At 64.9% G+C, this 15,172-nt stretch carries 11 protein-coding genes; 2 read left to right on the top strand and 9 right to left on the bottom strand.

Annotation, left to right across the window (positions count from 1 at the left end; translation table 11 throughout):
- Positions 1-211: 211 nt before the first annotated feature.
- On the top strand, positions 212-2,473 hold the full coding sequence (locus ASC95_RS10115; protein WP_235537878.1) for a DEAD/DEAH box helicase: 2,262 nt from the start codon (positions 212-214) through the stop codon (positions 2,471-2,473).
- On the top strand, positions 2,443-3,480 hold the full coding sequence (locus ASC95_RS31820; protein WP_235537877.1) for a hypothetical protein: 1,038 nt from the start codon (positions 2,443-2,445) through the stop codon (positions 3,478-3,480). Before ASC95_RS10115 ends, ASC95_RS31820 begins: the two co-directional genes overlap by 31 nt.
- A gap of 505 nt (positions 3,481-3,985) precedes the next feature.
- Here the strand turns inward: ASC95_RS31820 and ASC95_RS10110 are convergent.
- The 9 genes from ASC95_RS10110 to ASC95_RS10070 form a co-directional block, all read right to left on the bottom strand.
- A complete protein-coding gene (locus ASC95_RS10110) occupies positions 3,986-4,300 on the bottom strand; it encodes a nucleotidyltransferase family protein (protein ID WP_057297601.1) in 315 nt (104 codons plus the stop codon).
- 37 nt (positions 4,301-4,337) lie between these two features.
- The gene (gene gyrB, locus ASC95_RS10105; protein WP_082567668.1) at positions 4,338-6,887 is read right to left on the bottom strand and encodes a DNA topoisomerase (ATP-hydrolyzing) subunit B; all 2,550 of its coding nucleotides are present in this window, start codon (positions 6,885-6,887) and stop codon (positions 4,338-4,340) included.
- Positions 6,888-6,981: 94 nt separating this feature from the next.
- Positions 6,982-8,097 (bottom strand): DNA polymerase III subunit beta, encoded by a 1,116-nt coding sequence (gene dnaN, locus ASC95_RS10100; RefSeq protein ID WP_057297600.1) that lies wholly within the window; start codon positions 8,095-8,097, stop codon positions 6,982-6,984.
- Between the two features lie 228 nt (positions 8,098-8,325).
- A complete protein-coding gene (locus ASC95_RS10095) occupies positions 8,326-8,712 on the bottom strand; it encodes a nuclear transport factor 2 family protein (RefSeq protein WP_235537876.1) in 387 nt (128 codons plus the stop codon).
- A gap of 289 nt (positions 8,713-9,001) precedes the next feature.
- Complete coding sequence (locus ASC95_RS10090) at positions 9,002-9,982, bottom strand: LysR family transcriptional regulator (RefSeq protein WP_057297598.1); 981 nt, start codon at positions 9,980-9,982, stop codon at positions 9,002-9,004.
- 13 nt (positions 9,983-9,995) lie between these two features.
- Entirely contained in the window at positions 9,996-10,748 is a 753-nt protein-coding gene (locus ASC95_RS10085) for a FadR/GntR family transcriptional regulator (protein ID WP_057297597.1), read from the bottom strand.
- 29 nt (positions 10,749-10,777) lie between these two features.
- Positions 10,778-12,673, bottom strand: a complete 1,896-nt coding sequence (locus ASC95_RS10080) for a glycoside hydrolase family 97 protein (protein WP_157256065.1) — start codon at positions 12,671-12,673, stop codon at positions 10,778-10,780.
- A 4-nt stretch (positions 12,674-12,677) separates the two neighbouring features.
- Positions 12,678-13,616 carry a family 43 glycosylhydrolase gene (locus ASC95_RS10075; protein ID WP_057297595.1) on the bottom strand — a complete coding sequence of 313 codons (939 nt, stop codon included), beginning with the start codon at positions 13,614-13,616 and terminating at the stop codon, positions 12,678-12,680.
- Positions 13,613-15,136 carry an alpha-N-arabinofuranosidase gene (locus ASC95_RS10070; protein WP_057297594.1) on the bottom strand — a complete coding sequence of 508 codons (1,524 nt, stop codon included), beginning with the start codon at positions 15,134-15,136 and terminating at the stop codon, positions 13,613-13,615. The genes ASC95_RS10075 and ASC95_RS10070 overlap by 4 nt, the downstream gene beginning before the upstream one ends.
- Between the last annotated feature and the right edge of the window lie 36 nt (positions 15,137-15,172).

The following is a 15,172-nucleotide window of genomic DNA, read 5'->3' as shown; positions in this document are numbered from 1 at the left end:
GCAACGGCCAAGGTACTGCGGGTACATCGCCTTCTTACCTTCGAATGTATACGAATTCTCAATTTTGCGAAACTATCTCCATTCTTGTGATGACGGAGGGCGGGTTGCGGAGGAGAGAGCAGGCTGGAGGCGCGCTGGGCGCGGCTACCATCGAATGGATCCAAAAGCGCCGCGGATGCGCCTGCGGCCGAGTCCCTGGGGAGGGAACAAGATGCGATTGAACGTGCCGCCCGTGAAGGGCGTCGATGTCAAACATCGAACTGGCTTCATTGGCCAGTTGATGGTTGCGGAACGGTTGGTCGAGGGTGAGTGGACGCGATTTGTCCTGCCGTCAGCAACCGGCCAGAGGCTCGCGCCGGCCGACGGCGAGGTCCTCTACGCCTTCCCCAAGGCGCCCAAGGACGATCAGGTGCCTACGGACGGTAGCGTCCTGGTTGGGCCTATTCCTGATGGCGCGGCCGAACATATCGACCTCCGGGCATCCAAGTGGCTGGCCCATCCTGCAGTCGGAGGTCCCGATGCGGGCGCCGTGAGAGCTCGCGAGACCTGGTTGAACGGTTTCCGGTACGTGGGCGAAGACGAGGCTGGTGATGGTCGGATCGGTCTGCGGCGTCCTCAGTTGGGCGCTCTCCATGCCATTCATGCGCATTGGTCGACGAGCAAGGAGGTTGCCACCGTCGTCATGCCAACAGGCACTGGCAAGACTGAAACGATGCTGGCCACCTTGGTATCCGCCAGTTGTACACGCGTGCTGGTGCTCGTGCCGACCGACGCACTGCGGACCCAGATAGCCCAGAAGTTCTTCACGATGGGCATCTTGAAGGACCCGAGCGCAAGCCTGCTACAGCCAAGCGTCGTGCGTCCCGTCGTGGGGATGCTGACCAAGAAGCCGGTGAATCCGGAGGAGGTCGAAGAGTTCTTTCGGCAGTGCAATGTCGTCGTCACAACCAGCGCATTGGCTGGCAGATGCTCGCCAGAGGTCCAGGCGCGCATGGCGGAGCTGTGCTCGCACCTGTTCATTGACGAGGCCCACCACGCAGAGGCGGCAACGTGGAAGCGATTCAAGTCCCACTTCAAAGGCCAAAGCCTGATCCTGCAGTTCACTGCCACTCCTTTTCGTGAGGATGGCCAGCCCCTGGACGGCAAGATCATCTACGTGTATCCGATGCGCCAAGCGCAGAGCGAGGGCTACTTCAAGCCCATCCGGTTCAGTTCGGTCTATGCCTTCAACAGCGCTCGTGCCGATCGGGACATCGCGGCAAAGGTGATTGAGGAGTTGCACGCCGACACCACCGGCTTGCACGTCGCCATGGCGCGCGTATCAACCCAGCTGCGGGCGGCCGAAGTTCATGCGATCTATGAGGCCCTGGGGCAATTCAACCCGGTCGCCATCCACAGTGGCCTCAAAGAAACCGAGATCGATGCTGCCCGCAAAAAGCTTGAGAGCGGTGAGTCGCGGATCGTCATCTGTGTCGACATGCTGGGCGAAGGCTTCGACATGCCCGAGCTCAAGATCGCGGCGTTCCATGATCTGAGGAAGAGCTTGGCGGTCACGCTTCAGCTCGCCGGTCGCTTCACACGAGCGCGGGAGGACCTCGGCGAGCCCGTCTTCATCGCGAACACGGCGGACGTCAATCTCAAAGAGGAACTGCGTGCTCTGTACGCGCAGGACCCGGACTGGAACCTGCTGCTTCCCCACCTCAGTGAAGGCGCAATTGGGCAGGAACTGGAGGCGCAGCGTTTCATCGGAGGATTCGTGGGTCAGCTGGATGACATCCCGCTGACCGAGATTCAGCCGGCCGCGAGTATGGTGGTCTATCGCACTCAGTGCGGGAATTGGACGCCCGACAAGTACAAGGCCGCTTTCAAGGGCGGCAGCGACGCCGAGCAAGTGCACCCGATCCTCAACGAAACGGAGCGGATGCTGGTCGTCATCGCTGCTCGCCGACAAGGTGTTCCATGGACGGACATCGCCACGGTGGATGGCATTGCTTGGGAACTCTGCATTGCGATCTGGGACAAGGACAAATCGCTGCTTTACATCCACGGTTCGGCGAACAATGGCAACTACTCGGATCTCGCCAAGGCGCTGTGCGGCGACACCGTCGAACTCATCAAGGCGCCGGATGTCTTCCGGGTTTTCTCTGGCATCAACCGGCTGATGCTCACCAACGTCGGGTTGGACGAGCAATTGGGTCGCCAGATTCGCTACACCGGCCGGATGGGCCCCGATGTGGGGCGCTGCTGGCAGAAGCCACGCTGGCGACCACCACCAAGGCTGTGTTGGCCGGGGTCGGTTTCGAGAAAGGTGGACCGGCTTCTGTCGGTGCAGGCAAGCGGGGACGGGTGTGGTCTAGCCTGCGACTACGCGTCGATCAGTTCGCCACCTGGTGCAAGAACATCGGGTCCAAGATCGACGACCCGAACATTGACCCAGAGCAGGTGCTGCGTGGCACGCTCATTCCGACGCTGATCGACAGCCGGCCCATGGCGGTTCCAGTCGGCGTGGACTGGCCACTCGAAATTCTCGATCTCGTGGAGTCGGCGACAACGATCTCGTTTGGAACCACGATCAACCAGCACCTGACCTACGTCAGCATTGAGCCCCGTGACTACACCGACAGCGGCCCCATCGTACTGAGGGTCAGCTGTGATCAGCGGGAAGCGCAGGTCCGCCTCAACTTCGTCGGGCGCGGCAAGAGCGCGGACTTTGCATTCGTCTACGAAAGTGACGGCCGGGCCACCATAAAACGCGGCGCCGAGTACGACTTGTGCGACTTCTTGACGGAGTACCCGCCGACGATCTGGTTTGCGGATGGGTCCAGGCTCGACGGCAACGTGCTTATCCAATTGCGCACAGATACCGCCCTGTACTCGCGCGACCGGCTTGTCACCTTGGATTGGACCGACATCGACCTCACGCAGGAGTCTCAACGTGAAGAGCGTCGGGCCGAATCTGTGCAGTTCCGGATGATCGAACACGTCAAGGCGGAAGCGCGCCACGAGATCCTTTTCGACGACGATGGCAAGGGTGAGGCGGCCGACATTGTCGGGATCAGCCTTGACAGCCTGACCCTGCCGAAGCTGATCACGGTCGACCTTTACCACTGCAAGTATTCAAGCGCGCCGGAGCCAGGTGGGCGAATCGGTGACATGTACGAAGTCTGCGGTCAGGCGCAGCGAAGTGTGCTTTGGATGCACAACAAGGACCGTCGAACGGATCTTTTCGCGCACTTGCTAAAGCGCGAAGCGCTGCGTATCGAGAGCGGCAGGGCTACTCGCCTCGAGGTGGGCACCAGGGAACGACTGATCCAGATCAGAGACCTAAGTCGCACCTGCAGGATCGCGATTCGCGTTTTCATCGTGCAACCCGGTCTGTCCAAGGTCCAGGCGGCTGAGCATCAGCTCGCGGTGCTGGGCGTCACCGAGAAGTTCCTTCACGAGACCTATCTGATCCCCTTGCAGATCTATTGCAGCTAGCAGAGTACGGTCGTGCCAACACTAGGCAAGCGCAACGGCCGGCGACACCAACTCTGCAAAAGCTGGTGCAACAACTTTGACAAAAGCGCTCTAACTTTGAATCCCCACAGGATCCCCACAAAGATCCAGCCCGAAGAAGCAGGTCATTAGCCAGTTGCCGACGTGCCCGCAGGGGCACGGATTCCTTCAAAGCGTCTCTGGCCGCGAGGCCGGGACCTGCTACCCCCAGTGGCCGTCCCATACTGCTCCAGGCAGAACCAGGGAATCATGTGGGGTCTGAGGTAGTAGCCAACCCGGTGGAGGCCTCCTACACACGGCTTCGACCAACGCACCACCATAGAAGTTGGCGAAGTGACGCACCGACGAATCGGACTCGTCACGGTAACGGCGCTCGACGGCGGAGCGCAGCAACTCGTCTCCCAGGTAGTCGCCAAGGGATTTGCCGGCAGTGAATCGCAGCGTACGCGCGGCGGCTTCCTTGGCATCCCAAATGTACTTGCGCAGGTCAGGCGCCATAGACCGGCTGTCGCTCTGCGCTCACCCGTTGCTTGAAGTACGGGTTGCGAATCGCACGCTCCACGACCAAGTCGACCGGCCGGGCGAACAACCGTTCCAGGCCGCGCTTCAGCTCAAAGAACGCCTCGGCATAACGCACGGGCGGCAGGTCTTCGAATACGACGAGGAAGTCGAGATCGCTGGACCCGGCATCGAAGTCCTCCCGGACGGCGGACCCGAACAAATCCAGCCTGCGCGCGCGGGCTTGCTTGCAAAGCTCTGCGATGGCTTCGCTCCGCTCGGTGACAAGGGCCGGTACTTGCATGAGCGGATTCAAACTGCCGCGCGGGGCCGGGTCAACCTCAGACGTCGATATTCCCCGCCCGCAACGCATTCGTCTCAATGAAATCCCTCCGCGGCTCCACCTCGTCGCCCATCAGCATCGTGAAGACCTTGTCCGCCTCGATGGCGTCGTCGATCTGCACCCGCAGCAGGCGGCGCACGTTGGGGTCCATCGTCGTTTCCCAGAGCTGCTCTGGGTTCATCTCGCCCAGGCCCTTGTAGCGCTGGCGGCCGACTGCCCCTTCGGCTTGCTGCATCAGCCAGGCCATGGCAGCGCGGAAGTCTTCGACCTTGCTTTCCTTGGCCTTCTCGCCCTCGCCCTTGCGCACGATGGCGCCGGGCTTGATGAGGCCCTGGAAACTGAGGCCAGCATCGGCCAGCACGGCGTAGTCGGCGCCGTGCACGAAGTCGGCGGAGATGACGCTGGCGCGCACGTTGCCGTGGTGGGTGCGGGCGATCTTCAGGAACAGCTTGTCGGTGCGCGGGTCGGTCTCCACCGTCACCAGCGCGTCGTGCAGCAGGCCCTTGAGGCTGGCCGCGCTGGCCTCGGCGGCTTCGGGGGTGTCGAGGTCCAGCGCCAGGCCGTTGGCCAGCACGTGCAGGGCTTCGATGTCCATCCAGTTGGACAGGCGGCCGATGACGGACTGGGCCGCCACGTACTTGCGGGCCAGGGTGTCGAGGGTGTCGCCCTTGAGGGTGTCGCCTGCGCCGGTATCCAGGCTCGCGTCCTGCAGCGCGACCTTGAGCAGGAAGCTGTCGAGCTCGGGCGCGTCCTTCAAGTACTGCTCGTGCTTGCCGACCTTGACCTTGTAAAGCGGCGGCTGGGCGATGTAGATGTGGCCTCGCTCGCAGAGCTCGGGCATCTGGCGGTAGAAGAAGGTCAGCAGCAGCGTGCGGATGTGGGCGCCGTCCACGTCCGCGTCGGTCATGATGATGATGCGGTGGTAGCGGAGCTTGTCGGGGTTGAAGTCGTCGCCGCCGGCGCCGCGGCCGATGCCGGTGCCCAGCGCCGTGATCAGCGTCAGGATTTCATTGCTGGTCAGCAGCTTCTCGTAGCGGGCTTTCTCGACGTTCAGGATCTTGCCGCGCAGCGGCAGGATGGCCTGGAACTTCCGGTCGCGGCCCTGCTTGGCGGAGCCGCCGGCGGAGTCGCCCTCGACGATGTAGATCTCGCACAACGCCGGGTCTTTTTCCTGGCAGTCGGCCAGCTTGCCGGGCAGGCCCAGGCCGTCGAGCACGCCCTTGCGGCGTGTCATCTCGCGAGCTTTCCGAGCGGCTTCTCGGGCCCTGGCGGCGTCGAGGATCTTGCCGCAGATGATCTTGGCGTCGGTGGGGTTCTCGAGCAGGTAGTCGGTCAGCAGGCGCGAGACGATGTCTTCCACCGGGCCGCGCACTTCGGAGCTGACCAGCTTGTCCTTAGTCTGCGAGCTGAACTTGGGCTCGGGCACCTTGACCGAAACGACGCACGCGAGGCCTTCGCGCATGTCGTCACCGGCGACTTCGACCTTGGCCTTCTTGGCTAGCTCGTTGTCCTCGATGTACTTGTTGATGACCCGCGTCATCGCGGCGCGCAGGCCGGTCAGGTGGGTACCGCCGTCGCGCTGCGGGATGTTGTTGGTGAAGCAGAGGACGTTCTCGTTGAAGCCGTCGTTCCACTGCATCGCCACTTCGACGCCGATGTTGGTCTGCTGGTCGCTCATCTTGTCGCCGATGGCGTGGAAGATGTTCGGGTGCAGGGTCGTCTTGCCCTTGTTGATGAACTCGACAAAGCCCTTCACGCCGCCGGCATAGGCGAAGTTGTCTTCCTTGTTGTTGCGCTCGTCGACCAGACGGATCTTGACGCCGTTGTTCAGGAAGGACAGCTCGCGCAGGCGCTTGGCGAGGATGTCGTAGTGGTAGTCGTTGTTCTCTTTGAAGATCTCGGTGTCGGGCAGGAAGTGGACTTCCGTGCCGCGCTTGTCGGTCTCGCCGATGACCTTCATCGGGCTGGTTTCCACGCCGTTGACCATGACGATCTCGCGGTCCTGCGGAATGCCCTGGGCGAACTCCATGAAGTGAGTCTTGCCGCCCTGGCGCACGGTCAGGCGCAGGAACTTGGACAGGCCGTTGACGCAGGACACGCCCACGCCGTGCAGGCCGCCCGACACCTTGTAGCTGTTCTGGTTGAACTTGCCGCCGGCGTGCAGCTCGGTCAGCGCGATCTCGGCGGCCGAGCGCTTGGGCTCGTGCTTGTCGTCCATCTTGACGCCGGTGGGGATGCCGCGGCCGTTGTCGATGACGGAGATGGAGTTGTCGGTGTGGATAGTGACGACGATGTCGTCGCAGTGGCCGGCCAGGGCCTCGTCGATGGAGTTGTCCACCACTTCGAAGACGAGGTGGTGCAGGCCGGTGCCGTCGGAGGTGTCGCCGATGTACATGCCGGGGCGCTTGCGCACGGCTTCCAGGCCTTCCAGGATCTGGATGGAGCTGGCGTCGTACACCGCGCCCGACTTGGCCTCGGCCGCGGCGGCCGCCTGCTGGTTGGCGTTCAGGCCATCGGGGTGTTCGGCACTGCTGGAAACATCACTCATCGGGAACTCTCTCTCACTCGCGGGCGACAAATTCATCGCCCTTTAAAAGCACTGAAGCGGGCCGAAGCCCGCTGTGTCCAAGCCAGGTGCTGGCTCAGATTCGCATCGGCATCACGACGTACTTGAAGCCGGTGGTGTCGGGGATGGTCAGCAGCGCGCTGCTGGCGCTGTCGTTGAGGTCGATGCAGACCATGTCCTGGCTCATGTTGGCCAGGGCATCCATCAGGTAGGTGACGTTGAAGCCGGTCTCGATCTTGTCGCCGGCGTAGTCGATCTCGATCTCTTCCTTGGCCTCTTCCTGCTCGGCGTTGCTGGACGCGATGGACAGCAGGCCCGGCTCGAAGGTCAGGCGCACGGCCTTGAACTTCTCGCTGGTCAGGATGGCGGCGCGCTGCAGGCTGGACAGCAGCGGCGCACGGCCCAGCGTCAGGCGGAACTTGTGGCTCTTGGGGATGACGCGGTTGTAGTCGGGGAACTTGCCCTCGACCAGCTTGGTGACGAACTCCATGCCGCTAAAAGAGAACTTGGCCTGGTTACCGGCAAAGCGCATCTCGATGGCAGCGGCGTCGTCCTTGCCGTCCTTCAAGAGGCGCTGCAGCTCCAGCACGGTCTTGCGCGGCAGGATGACTTCCTGCTTGGGGATGTCGGTGTCCAGCTCGACCTGGGCCAGCGCCAGGCGGTGGCCGTCGGTAGCCACCAGCGTCAGGTTCTTGCCTTCGGCAACGAACAGGATGCCGTTGAGGTAGTAGCGGATGTCGTGCACCGCCATGGCGAAGTGCACCTGGTTGATCAGGCCTTTGAGCGCCTTTTGCGGCACGCTGAAGGCGGGGCCGAAGTCGGCGGCTTCCTGCACGAGGGGGAAATCGTCGGCCGGCAGGGTCTGCAGCGTGAAGCGACTCTTGCCGCCCTGCAGGGTCATCTTGTTGGCGTTGCTGGTCAGGCTGACGACCTGGTCGGCCGGCATGGAGCGCAGGATGTCGATCAGCTTGCGGGCGCCGACCGTGGTTTGCAGGTTGCCGGCGTCGCCGTCGAACTGGACGGTGGTGCGCACCTGGATCTCGAGGTCGCTGGTCGTGAGCTCCACCTGGTTGCCGGTCTTGCGGATCAGCACATTGGCCAGGATGGGCAGCGTGTGGCGCCGCTCGACGATGCCAGCCACTGCTTGCAGCGCGCCGAGCACCTGATCCTGGGGAGCTTTCAAAACGATCATGGAGGCCTCTTGGGGGATCTCTGGGGGGCAGTTCGGGCGCGCCCATGCACAACGCGCGCGCGAAGCTGCGATTGTCGCCCGGAAACGGTGCCCGGCCGGCGGGCGGGGCTCTTGTGGGAGCTACGGGTCAACCCGGAGACGCCCAAGGCGTCGCCAAGCCCGGCTTTTGGGGGTTTTAGCGCTCCTGCCCGAGATCGCGCCGAGGGCCACTTCCCTGTTTTTGGCGCTTCAGCCGCCAGTCATCGGCCGGTGGTCGTAGCTGAAGACTTTCGCGATCCGCCAGTTCGCGCCGTCGAAGCGCCAAAGGATGTAGTACCTGGCGCGTTGGATGCAGTCCGACTTGTCCGTTTCCGCAAAGCAGTGCTGGCCCATCTGGATGGCTCCAATCTTGGCCATCGGAAAGACCTCCATGGTCCCTGGGAGGGCTCGCCTGTGCACCTTGCCGCAGATGTTCTTCCTGACCGCCTGAATGAACTGCTCGCGGTTCAGGATTCGCCCATTGAGGTCATGGAAGAACTCCACGTCCTCCGCGAAGAGGGTAAACAGCGTGTCGACGTCACAGCTGTTGAACGCGTCGAAGTGCTTTTGATCCAGCTTGCCGATGATCTCGGGCAACTCGGCGTCTGGGATGCTGGCGTGCACTGTCTGAGCCGACGCCGCGCCGCTGAACGCAGCAGAGGAAGCCAGAGCCAGAATGAATCGGGTCATGGGGTGGCATTGAGAGCGGCTGCGTTGGGGCAAACAGAATCCCTAGCCGAGTTCACGGCGCCAATTTGACACGGCGGCCAGGGCCAGGCGCCTGGCCCGTCGCAGCGTTAATTGCTTCGTCGCGCAGTCTATGCCGGTGTCGCGCACGCCATGGGCCGTGAACCGGCCATTTGCCTGCCACCGAGCCCGGCGTGCTTCAGTACAGGTCCCGCGCCGCCGACCTGACCTCATGCAGCAGCTGCCGCGCGCCGGGCGACATCAGATGCCCCTCGCGGGTGATGATGCCGAAGGCGTCCATGTGGCAGGGCAGGTCGATGGGCAGGATGGCCAGCACGTTCAGCGACGCGTAGTAGCGCGCCACCTCCACGGGCATCACGTGCAGGGAGTCGGTCTGCTGCAGCAGCGCGGTGATGAGCAGCAGCGCCGTCGTATCGACGTTGTTGGCCGGCGGCTCCAGCTCGGCGCGGCGGAACATCAGCTCCCAGCGGTGGCGCAGCACGCTGCCCGTGGGCGGCAGGATCCAGGGCTGGTCGGCCAGGTGGGCGAGCTTGAGGTTGTCTTCCTTGAGCAGCGGGTGGCCCACGCGCGCCACGGCGCAGGCGGGCTCGACCGTCAGCTCCTCGTAGTGCAGGCCGGCGGCGTTGTGCTCTTCGACGATGCGGCCGATCACGAAGTCCAGCTTGCCCCGCTGCAGCATGTCCACCAGGTGCTTGCTCGATTCCATGTGCACGCCGATGCGCAGCTTGGGTGCCTGCAGCTTGATGCGCGAGATGGCGCGCGGCAGCAGGCCCATGGCCGGCGTCATGATGACGCCCACCTCGACCTGGCCGGCCAGTCCGTTCTTCAGCGACACGATGTCGTCGTGGGCGGCGGACAGCGACGTGAGCGCCATGCGGGCGTGGCGGATCATGGTCTCGCCGTAGAGCGTGGGCTCCATGCCGCGCGGGTGGCGCTCGAAGAGCTTCACGTCCAGCATGTCCTCCAGGTCCTTGAGCTGCTTGGATGCGGCCGGCTGGGTCATGCACAGCACCTCGGCGGCGCGGTGGATGTTGCGCTCGTCGTCCAGCGCAATCAGCAGCAGCAGCTGGCGCGTCTTCAGCCGCGCGCGCAGGAACCAGTTGGGATTGGGGCTGGCGTCGGTCAGGCCGTTGGCGTCATCGTCGTCGTCGCGGGCCATGGAGGTGACTTTCTTAAGCAAGGTTGACCCGGCCATCGTTGGCCAAGACGCTGTTGATGTCGTCACCCGTCTCGTCCAGCTGCACCAGCGTCGCCTGGCGGGCGCCGAGCGGGTCGCGGGCCTGCAGCGCCGTCAGGATGGCCTTGTGGCGCGGCAGCGAAAGCTCGTGCGTGTTGGGCAGCTGGCTGGACAGCGTGATGGATTCGCGCAGCGCCAGCGACAGCATGTTGCCGATGTAGGCCAGCAAGTCGTTGCCGGTGGCTTCGGCAATGCGGCGGTGAAACGCCAGATCAGGCTCCAGCAGCTCCTCGGTGGTCCTGGCAGCGGCCATGCCTTCGTAGGCGGCGGCTATCGACTTGAGCTGCTGGTCCGTCGCGGCGCGGGCGGCCAGCGCCGCGGCGGCGGGCTCAAAGATCTGGCGCACTTCCAGCAGCGTCTGCACGAAGTCGCGTTGTGGACGGGACTGGATGAGCCAGTACAGCACGTCCGGGTCCAGCAGATGCCACTCGTTGCGCGGCCGCACGATGGCGCCGGCTCGCTGGCGCGACACCACCAGGCCCTTGGCGACGAGCACGCGCACCGCCTCGCGCAGCACGGGACGGCTGATCTCGTAACGCTCCAGCAGCTGGGCCTCGGACGGCAGCTTGTCGCCGGGCTGCAGTTCGCCGCCCACGATGGCCAGGCCCAGCTCGCTGACGATGCGGCCGTGCTGGCTCTTGCCCTCGGTTTGAGCGCTGTAGGTGGAGTGGTCCGCTCGGGTTCGCATGGGCGCGAGGCTAGCCGCAAAAGCCTTCATTATCGAAAGCGGGCGACAAAGCCGCCGTGGGGCGCCAGCGTCACCTTGGCGGTCGGTGCGGTGAGCTTGCCTTCAGCGAACTCACGCTCGCCCGCGCCGTCGGTGATGAGCTGGCCCTCGCGGGTGCCCAACCAGGCCAGGTCCAGTTGCACATCGCGCGGCTGGCCGTCGGCGTTGATGCCGGCGATGAACCACTGCTTGCCGGCGCGGCGGGCGATGACTACAAACTTGCCCGGCTCGCCGTCCAGGAAGCGCACCTCGTCCCAGTGGCGCGGCAGCTCGCGCAGCAGGCCCTTCACAGAGGCCGGTACGGTGGCCATTCCCTCGGGCGTCTCGGCGAAATGCTGGATGCCCGACAGGAACAGCACGCTCTCGGCCAGCTCGAAACCGTTGCGCGTGGCGCGCTTGATGTTGGGGACGTCGCCGAACACCATGGGCGTGAAGTCCATGGGGTCGAAGAGGTTGCGCGTGAACGGCAGCATCGCAGCGTGCGTGGCGACGGCGTCCTGGTCTTCCTGCGTGAAGGTCGTGAACTCCATGCCGCGCACCGCCTCTACCGTCATCAGGTGGGGATAGGTGCGGCTCCAGCCGCGAGGCAGCGTGGCGCCGTGGAAGTTCATCAGCAGGCCGGCCGCCGCGGACTCCTTCAGCAAGTCCACGTAGTAGGCCTGCATGGAGGCGCCGTCGCCACCGAAGAAGTCCACCTTCAGGCCCTTCACCCCGATGGCCTTCATGCGCGCGAACTCGCGCTGCCGGTCGGCCGCGGTCAGCAGCGCGCTGCGGGGCGTCTGCGGCGTGTCGTTCCAGTCGCCCGCGGAGTTGTACCAAGCCAGCAGGCCGACACCCTTCGTCCGGCCGTAGTCGGCCAGTGCTTTCATCTTGGCGTCGCCGATCTGGCGGTCCCACTCGGCGTCCACCAGCGTGTAGTTCCAGCCCATGTCGGCCGCGTAGTCGATGAAGCGCTTCTGCACGTCGAAGACAGTGGCCTCGTCCTTGAGCAGCGCCCAGCTCCAGGAGGCATGGCCGGGCTTGAGCCTGGCCTTGTCGAAGGGTATGGCGGGGGCGGCGAGATCGGTGCCGAGGGTGGACTCCATGACCGTCTTCAGCGGGCCGATGGCGAGCACGCGCCAGGGCGTGGTCAGTGGGCCATCGACTTGCGCCAGCAGGTGGCCGCCGGTGAAGACCTCGCTCGGATCGGGCAGGCCGATGCGGTAGGTGCCGCCGGTCGAGTCAGCTTGCAGGCGCGACGCGTGAAAGCGACCGTCCATGCCGGCTTCGGTCAGCGCCACCCAGTTGGCGCCGCTGCGAAACAGCGCCGGGAAGACCCAGCCAGCCGGCATGGGCGACGGCGTTCCGACGGCGACGCCCATCTGGTAGTGCTCTTCATAGGACGGGTTCACGCGCTTGTAGCCCGACTTGGCGGTCGCCATGGGTTGCAGCCAGGCGCGGGCCTCGGGCGCGAAGGCGAAGCTGGTCAGCTCGTCCTTGAACTGCTTGCGCCCCGGGCCGTCGACCGTGTAGCGCAGGGCCAGGCCGTCGTTGGAGGCGCGCAGCTGCAGCACGAACTGCCTGCCCCTGGCGTTGGCGAACATGAAGCTTTGCTCATTGGCGCGATAGTCCACGCGGCTGCGCTTGCCGGCTGCGAGCGTGTACTGCTCGCGATGCGGCTTGACCGGAGATGCGCCGACGAGGCTCAGCCCGCTCGCGAAGTCCGCATCCTCAAGCACCAGACCCAGTCTCGAAGCCAGCAGAACCGGCTGACCGGCGCGCTGCACCGTATAGACGAGCTGCTGCTCGGCATTGACCGACACGTCGACCTGGAGTTGGCCGTCGGGGCTGCTCAGGGCCTGAGCGAGGGCGGGAATCGCGAGCAGGAGCGAGGCAATGAGTTTCATGGCGTCAGATCGAATAAGGGCCGTCGGCGACCGGCACGCCGAAGTCGGGGAAGCCGTCGTCGCGCCAGCCGAAGGCCTGCACGCGGGTGTGGCGGTTGGGATCGTTCAGCGCGTCGCCGACGATGTCGCGGTAGTTGCGGGCGTGATAGACCAGCAGGTCGGTCTTGCCGTCGGGCGTCGTCGTGAAGCTGTTGTGGCCGGGGCCGAACTGGCTCGCGGCGGCGTGGGTGCAGAACACCGGCGTGGGCGCTTTGTGCCAGCTCGGTGGGTCCAGCAGGTCGGCGCCTGCGTCGGCCCACAGCAGGCCCATGCAGTAGTTCGCGTCGGTCGCGGCCGCCGAGTAGGCGATGAAGACACAGCCGTTGCGCTTGAGCACGGCGGGGCCTTCGTTGACGTGAAAGCCGATGCGCTCCCAGGCCAGCTCGGGCCGCGTGATGACGACCGGCTCGCTGGCCAGCGTCCACGGGTTGGCCAGTTCGGCGAGATAGAGGTTGCTCTCGGTCGGTGGGCTCTTCTGCGCCCAGCAGAGGTAGCGGCGGCCGTTGTGCTCGAAGGGCGTGGCGTCCAGCGAGAAGCCCTCCTCGGGCGTGACGATCTGGCCGCGCGCCACCCAGGCGTCGACCAGCGGGTCGTCGCCTGCGCATTCGAGGACGTACATGCGCAGCTTCCAGATGTCGTCACGCTCGCTGGCGGCAAAGTAGACATACCAGCGGCCATCGATGCGGTGCAGCTCGGGCGCCCAGACGTGAAAGCTCATCGGGCCGCTGTCGTGCGCGCGCCAGATCACCTTGGCGGGTGCGGTGGCCAGTCCGGCGATGCTGTCGGCAACGCGGATCTCGATGGCGTCATAGCTCGGCACCGACGCCGTGAACCAGTAGCGGCCGTTGACCAAGCTCAGGTGCGGGTCGGCCCGCTGTTCGATGAGGGGGTTGTTCCAGTTCATGTGCGCACGGCTTGCGTGACGATGACGTTCCAGGAGGCGGGCTTGAGCTTCACGCGCAGTTGCTCGCCGGCGATGGCGATGCCATCCAGGACCTGAGGCGTGACGCGGTCGGGCGCGTCGACGGTGTTCGTGGCATTGAGGTCGGCGCAGTGAAGCTGCTCCGCCTGCACGAGACGGCGCTCAAGACCCAGGCCGCGCAGCGTGATGGACAGGTCCATCTCGTCGGTGAGGCTGCGGTTGAGCAGGAAGACGGCCGTCTGCCCCGTCGCGGCGTCATCGACGACGCTGGCGCACAGATAGGGCAGCTCGCCGTGGCGCGGGTTGGCAAAGCCGGGCGAGCGGATGACGGGCCGCAGCACCTGGCCATGGGCCCAGCGCGCAGCCTGGGCGAAGGGGTGGAAGATGGTCTGCCGCCAGGCCGGCCCGCCGGGCTCGGTCATGATGGGCGCGATGACGTTGCACAGCTGCGCCATGCAGGCGACCTTGAGGCGGTCCGCATGGTTCATGAACATCGTCAACATGCCGCCGATCAGCAGCGCGTCCTCGGCGGTGTAGACCTCCTCCAGCAGCCGCGGCGCCTCGGGCCAGCCCGCTTGGCGCAGGTGCTCGCCGTGGCGGGCGCGGTACCAGACGTTCCATTCATCGAAGGACAGCTTCAGCCGCTTGGTCGAGCGCTTGCGCGTGGCCACCGAGTCGGCGATGGCCACCGTGTCCTCGATGTAGCGCGCATTCGTCTCGATCTGCGCGAAGAAGCTTTCCGTGCTGGTATCCAGCGGCGGTTTGACGAAGTAGCTGTGCAGCGACAGGTAGTCGACGAACTCGAAGCAATGCTCCAGCACGCGGTCTTCCCAGATGCCGTAGGTCGGCATGTCGTAGGCCGACGAGCCGCAGGCGGCCAGCTCGATGCTTGGGTCCACCCAGCGCATCAGCTTGGCGGTCTCCTTGGCGATGCGGCCGTACTCGTCGGGTGTCTTCTGGCAGATCTGCCAGGGGCCGTCCATCTCGTTGCCCAGGCACCAGAACTTGATGCCCAGCGGTTCCTCGGCGCCATGGCTGCGGCGCAGGTCCGACAGCGCCGTGCCGCCGGGGTGGTTGCAGTACTCGAGGTAGTGCCGCGCCTCGTCCGGCCCACGCGTGCCGAGGTTGACGCCGAACATCGGCTCGATGCCGACCTTGCGGCACCAGGCCATGAACTCATGCGTGCCGACCTGGTTGGTCTCGGTCGAGAACCAGGCCAGGTCCAGCCGGCGCGGGCGCTGGTCCTTCGGCCCGACGCCGTCTTCCCAGTTGTAGCCCGACATGAAGTTGCCGCCGGGGTAGCGAACGATGGTGGCGCCCAGCTCCTTCGTCAGCTCGGCCACGTCACCCCGAAAGCCCTGCTCGTCGGCGGTCGGATGGCCGGGCTCATGGATGCCGTTGTAGACACAGCGACCGAGGTGCTCGACGAAGACGCCGAACAGGCGGCGGTCCAGCGGCGCGAGGTTGAAGTCGCGGTCGACGATGAGTGAGGCGTTGAACATGTCAGCGGTCCCGTACCGGAAATGCAACCACAGAGG

The sequence above is a fragment of the Pelomonas sp. Root1217 genome (genome assembly GCF_001425705.1).
Classification (GTDB): domain Bacteria; phylum Pseudomonadota; class Gammaproteobacteria; order Burkholderiales; family Burkholderiaceae_C; genus Pelomonas.
Note: the sequence above shows the minus strand (reverse complement) of the source record. Positions and strands in the feature narration are given on the sequence as shown.

Coding starts and splice junctions, on each gene's coding strand:
- ASC95_RS10115 (WP_235537878.1), top strand. CDS start 212: ATGCGATTGAACGTGCCGCCCGTGAAGGGCGTCGATGTCAAACATCGA.
- ASC95_RS10110 (WP_057297601.1), bottom strand. CDS start 4,300: ATGCAAGTACCGGCCCTTGTCACCGAGCGGAGCGAAGCCATCGCAGAG.
- gyrB (WP_082567668.1), bottom strand. CDS start 6,887: ATGAGTGATGTTTCCAGCAGTGCCGAACACCCCGATGGCCTGAACGCC.
- dnaN (WP_057297600.1), bottom strand. CDS start 8,097: ATGATCGTTTTGAAAGCTCCCCAGGATCAGGTGCTCGGCGCGCTGCAA.
- ASC95_RS10090 (WP_057297598.1), bottom strand. CDS start 9,982: ATGGCCCGCGACGACGACGATGACGCCAACGGCCTGACCGACGCCAGC.
- ASC95_RS10085 (WP_057297597.1), bottom strand. CDS start 10,748: ATGCGAACCCGAGCGGACCACTCCACCTACAGCGCTCAAACCGAGGGC.
- ASC95_RS10080 (WP_157256065.1), bottom strand. CDS start 12,673: ATGAAACTCATTGCCTCGCTCCTGCTCGCGATTCCCGCCCTCGCTCAG.
- ASC95_RS10075 (WP_057297595.1), bottom strand. CDS start 13,616: ATGAACTGGAACAACCCCCTCATCGAACAGCGGGCCGACCCGCACCTG.
- ASC95_RS10070 (WP_057297594.1), bottom strand. CDS start 15,136: ATGTTCAACGCCTCACTCATCGTCGACCGCGACTTCAACCTCGCGCCG.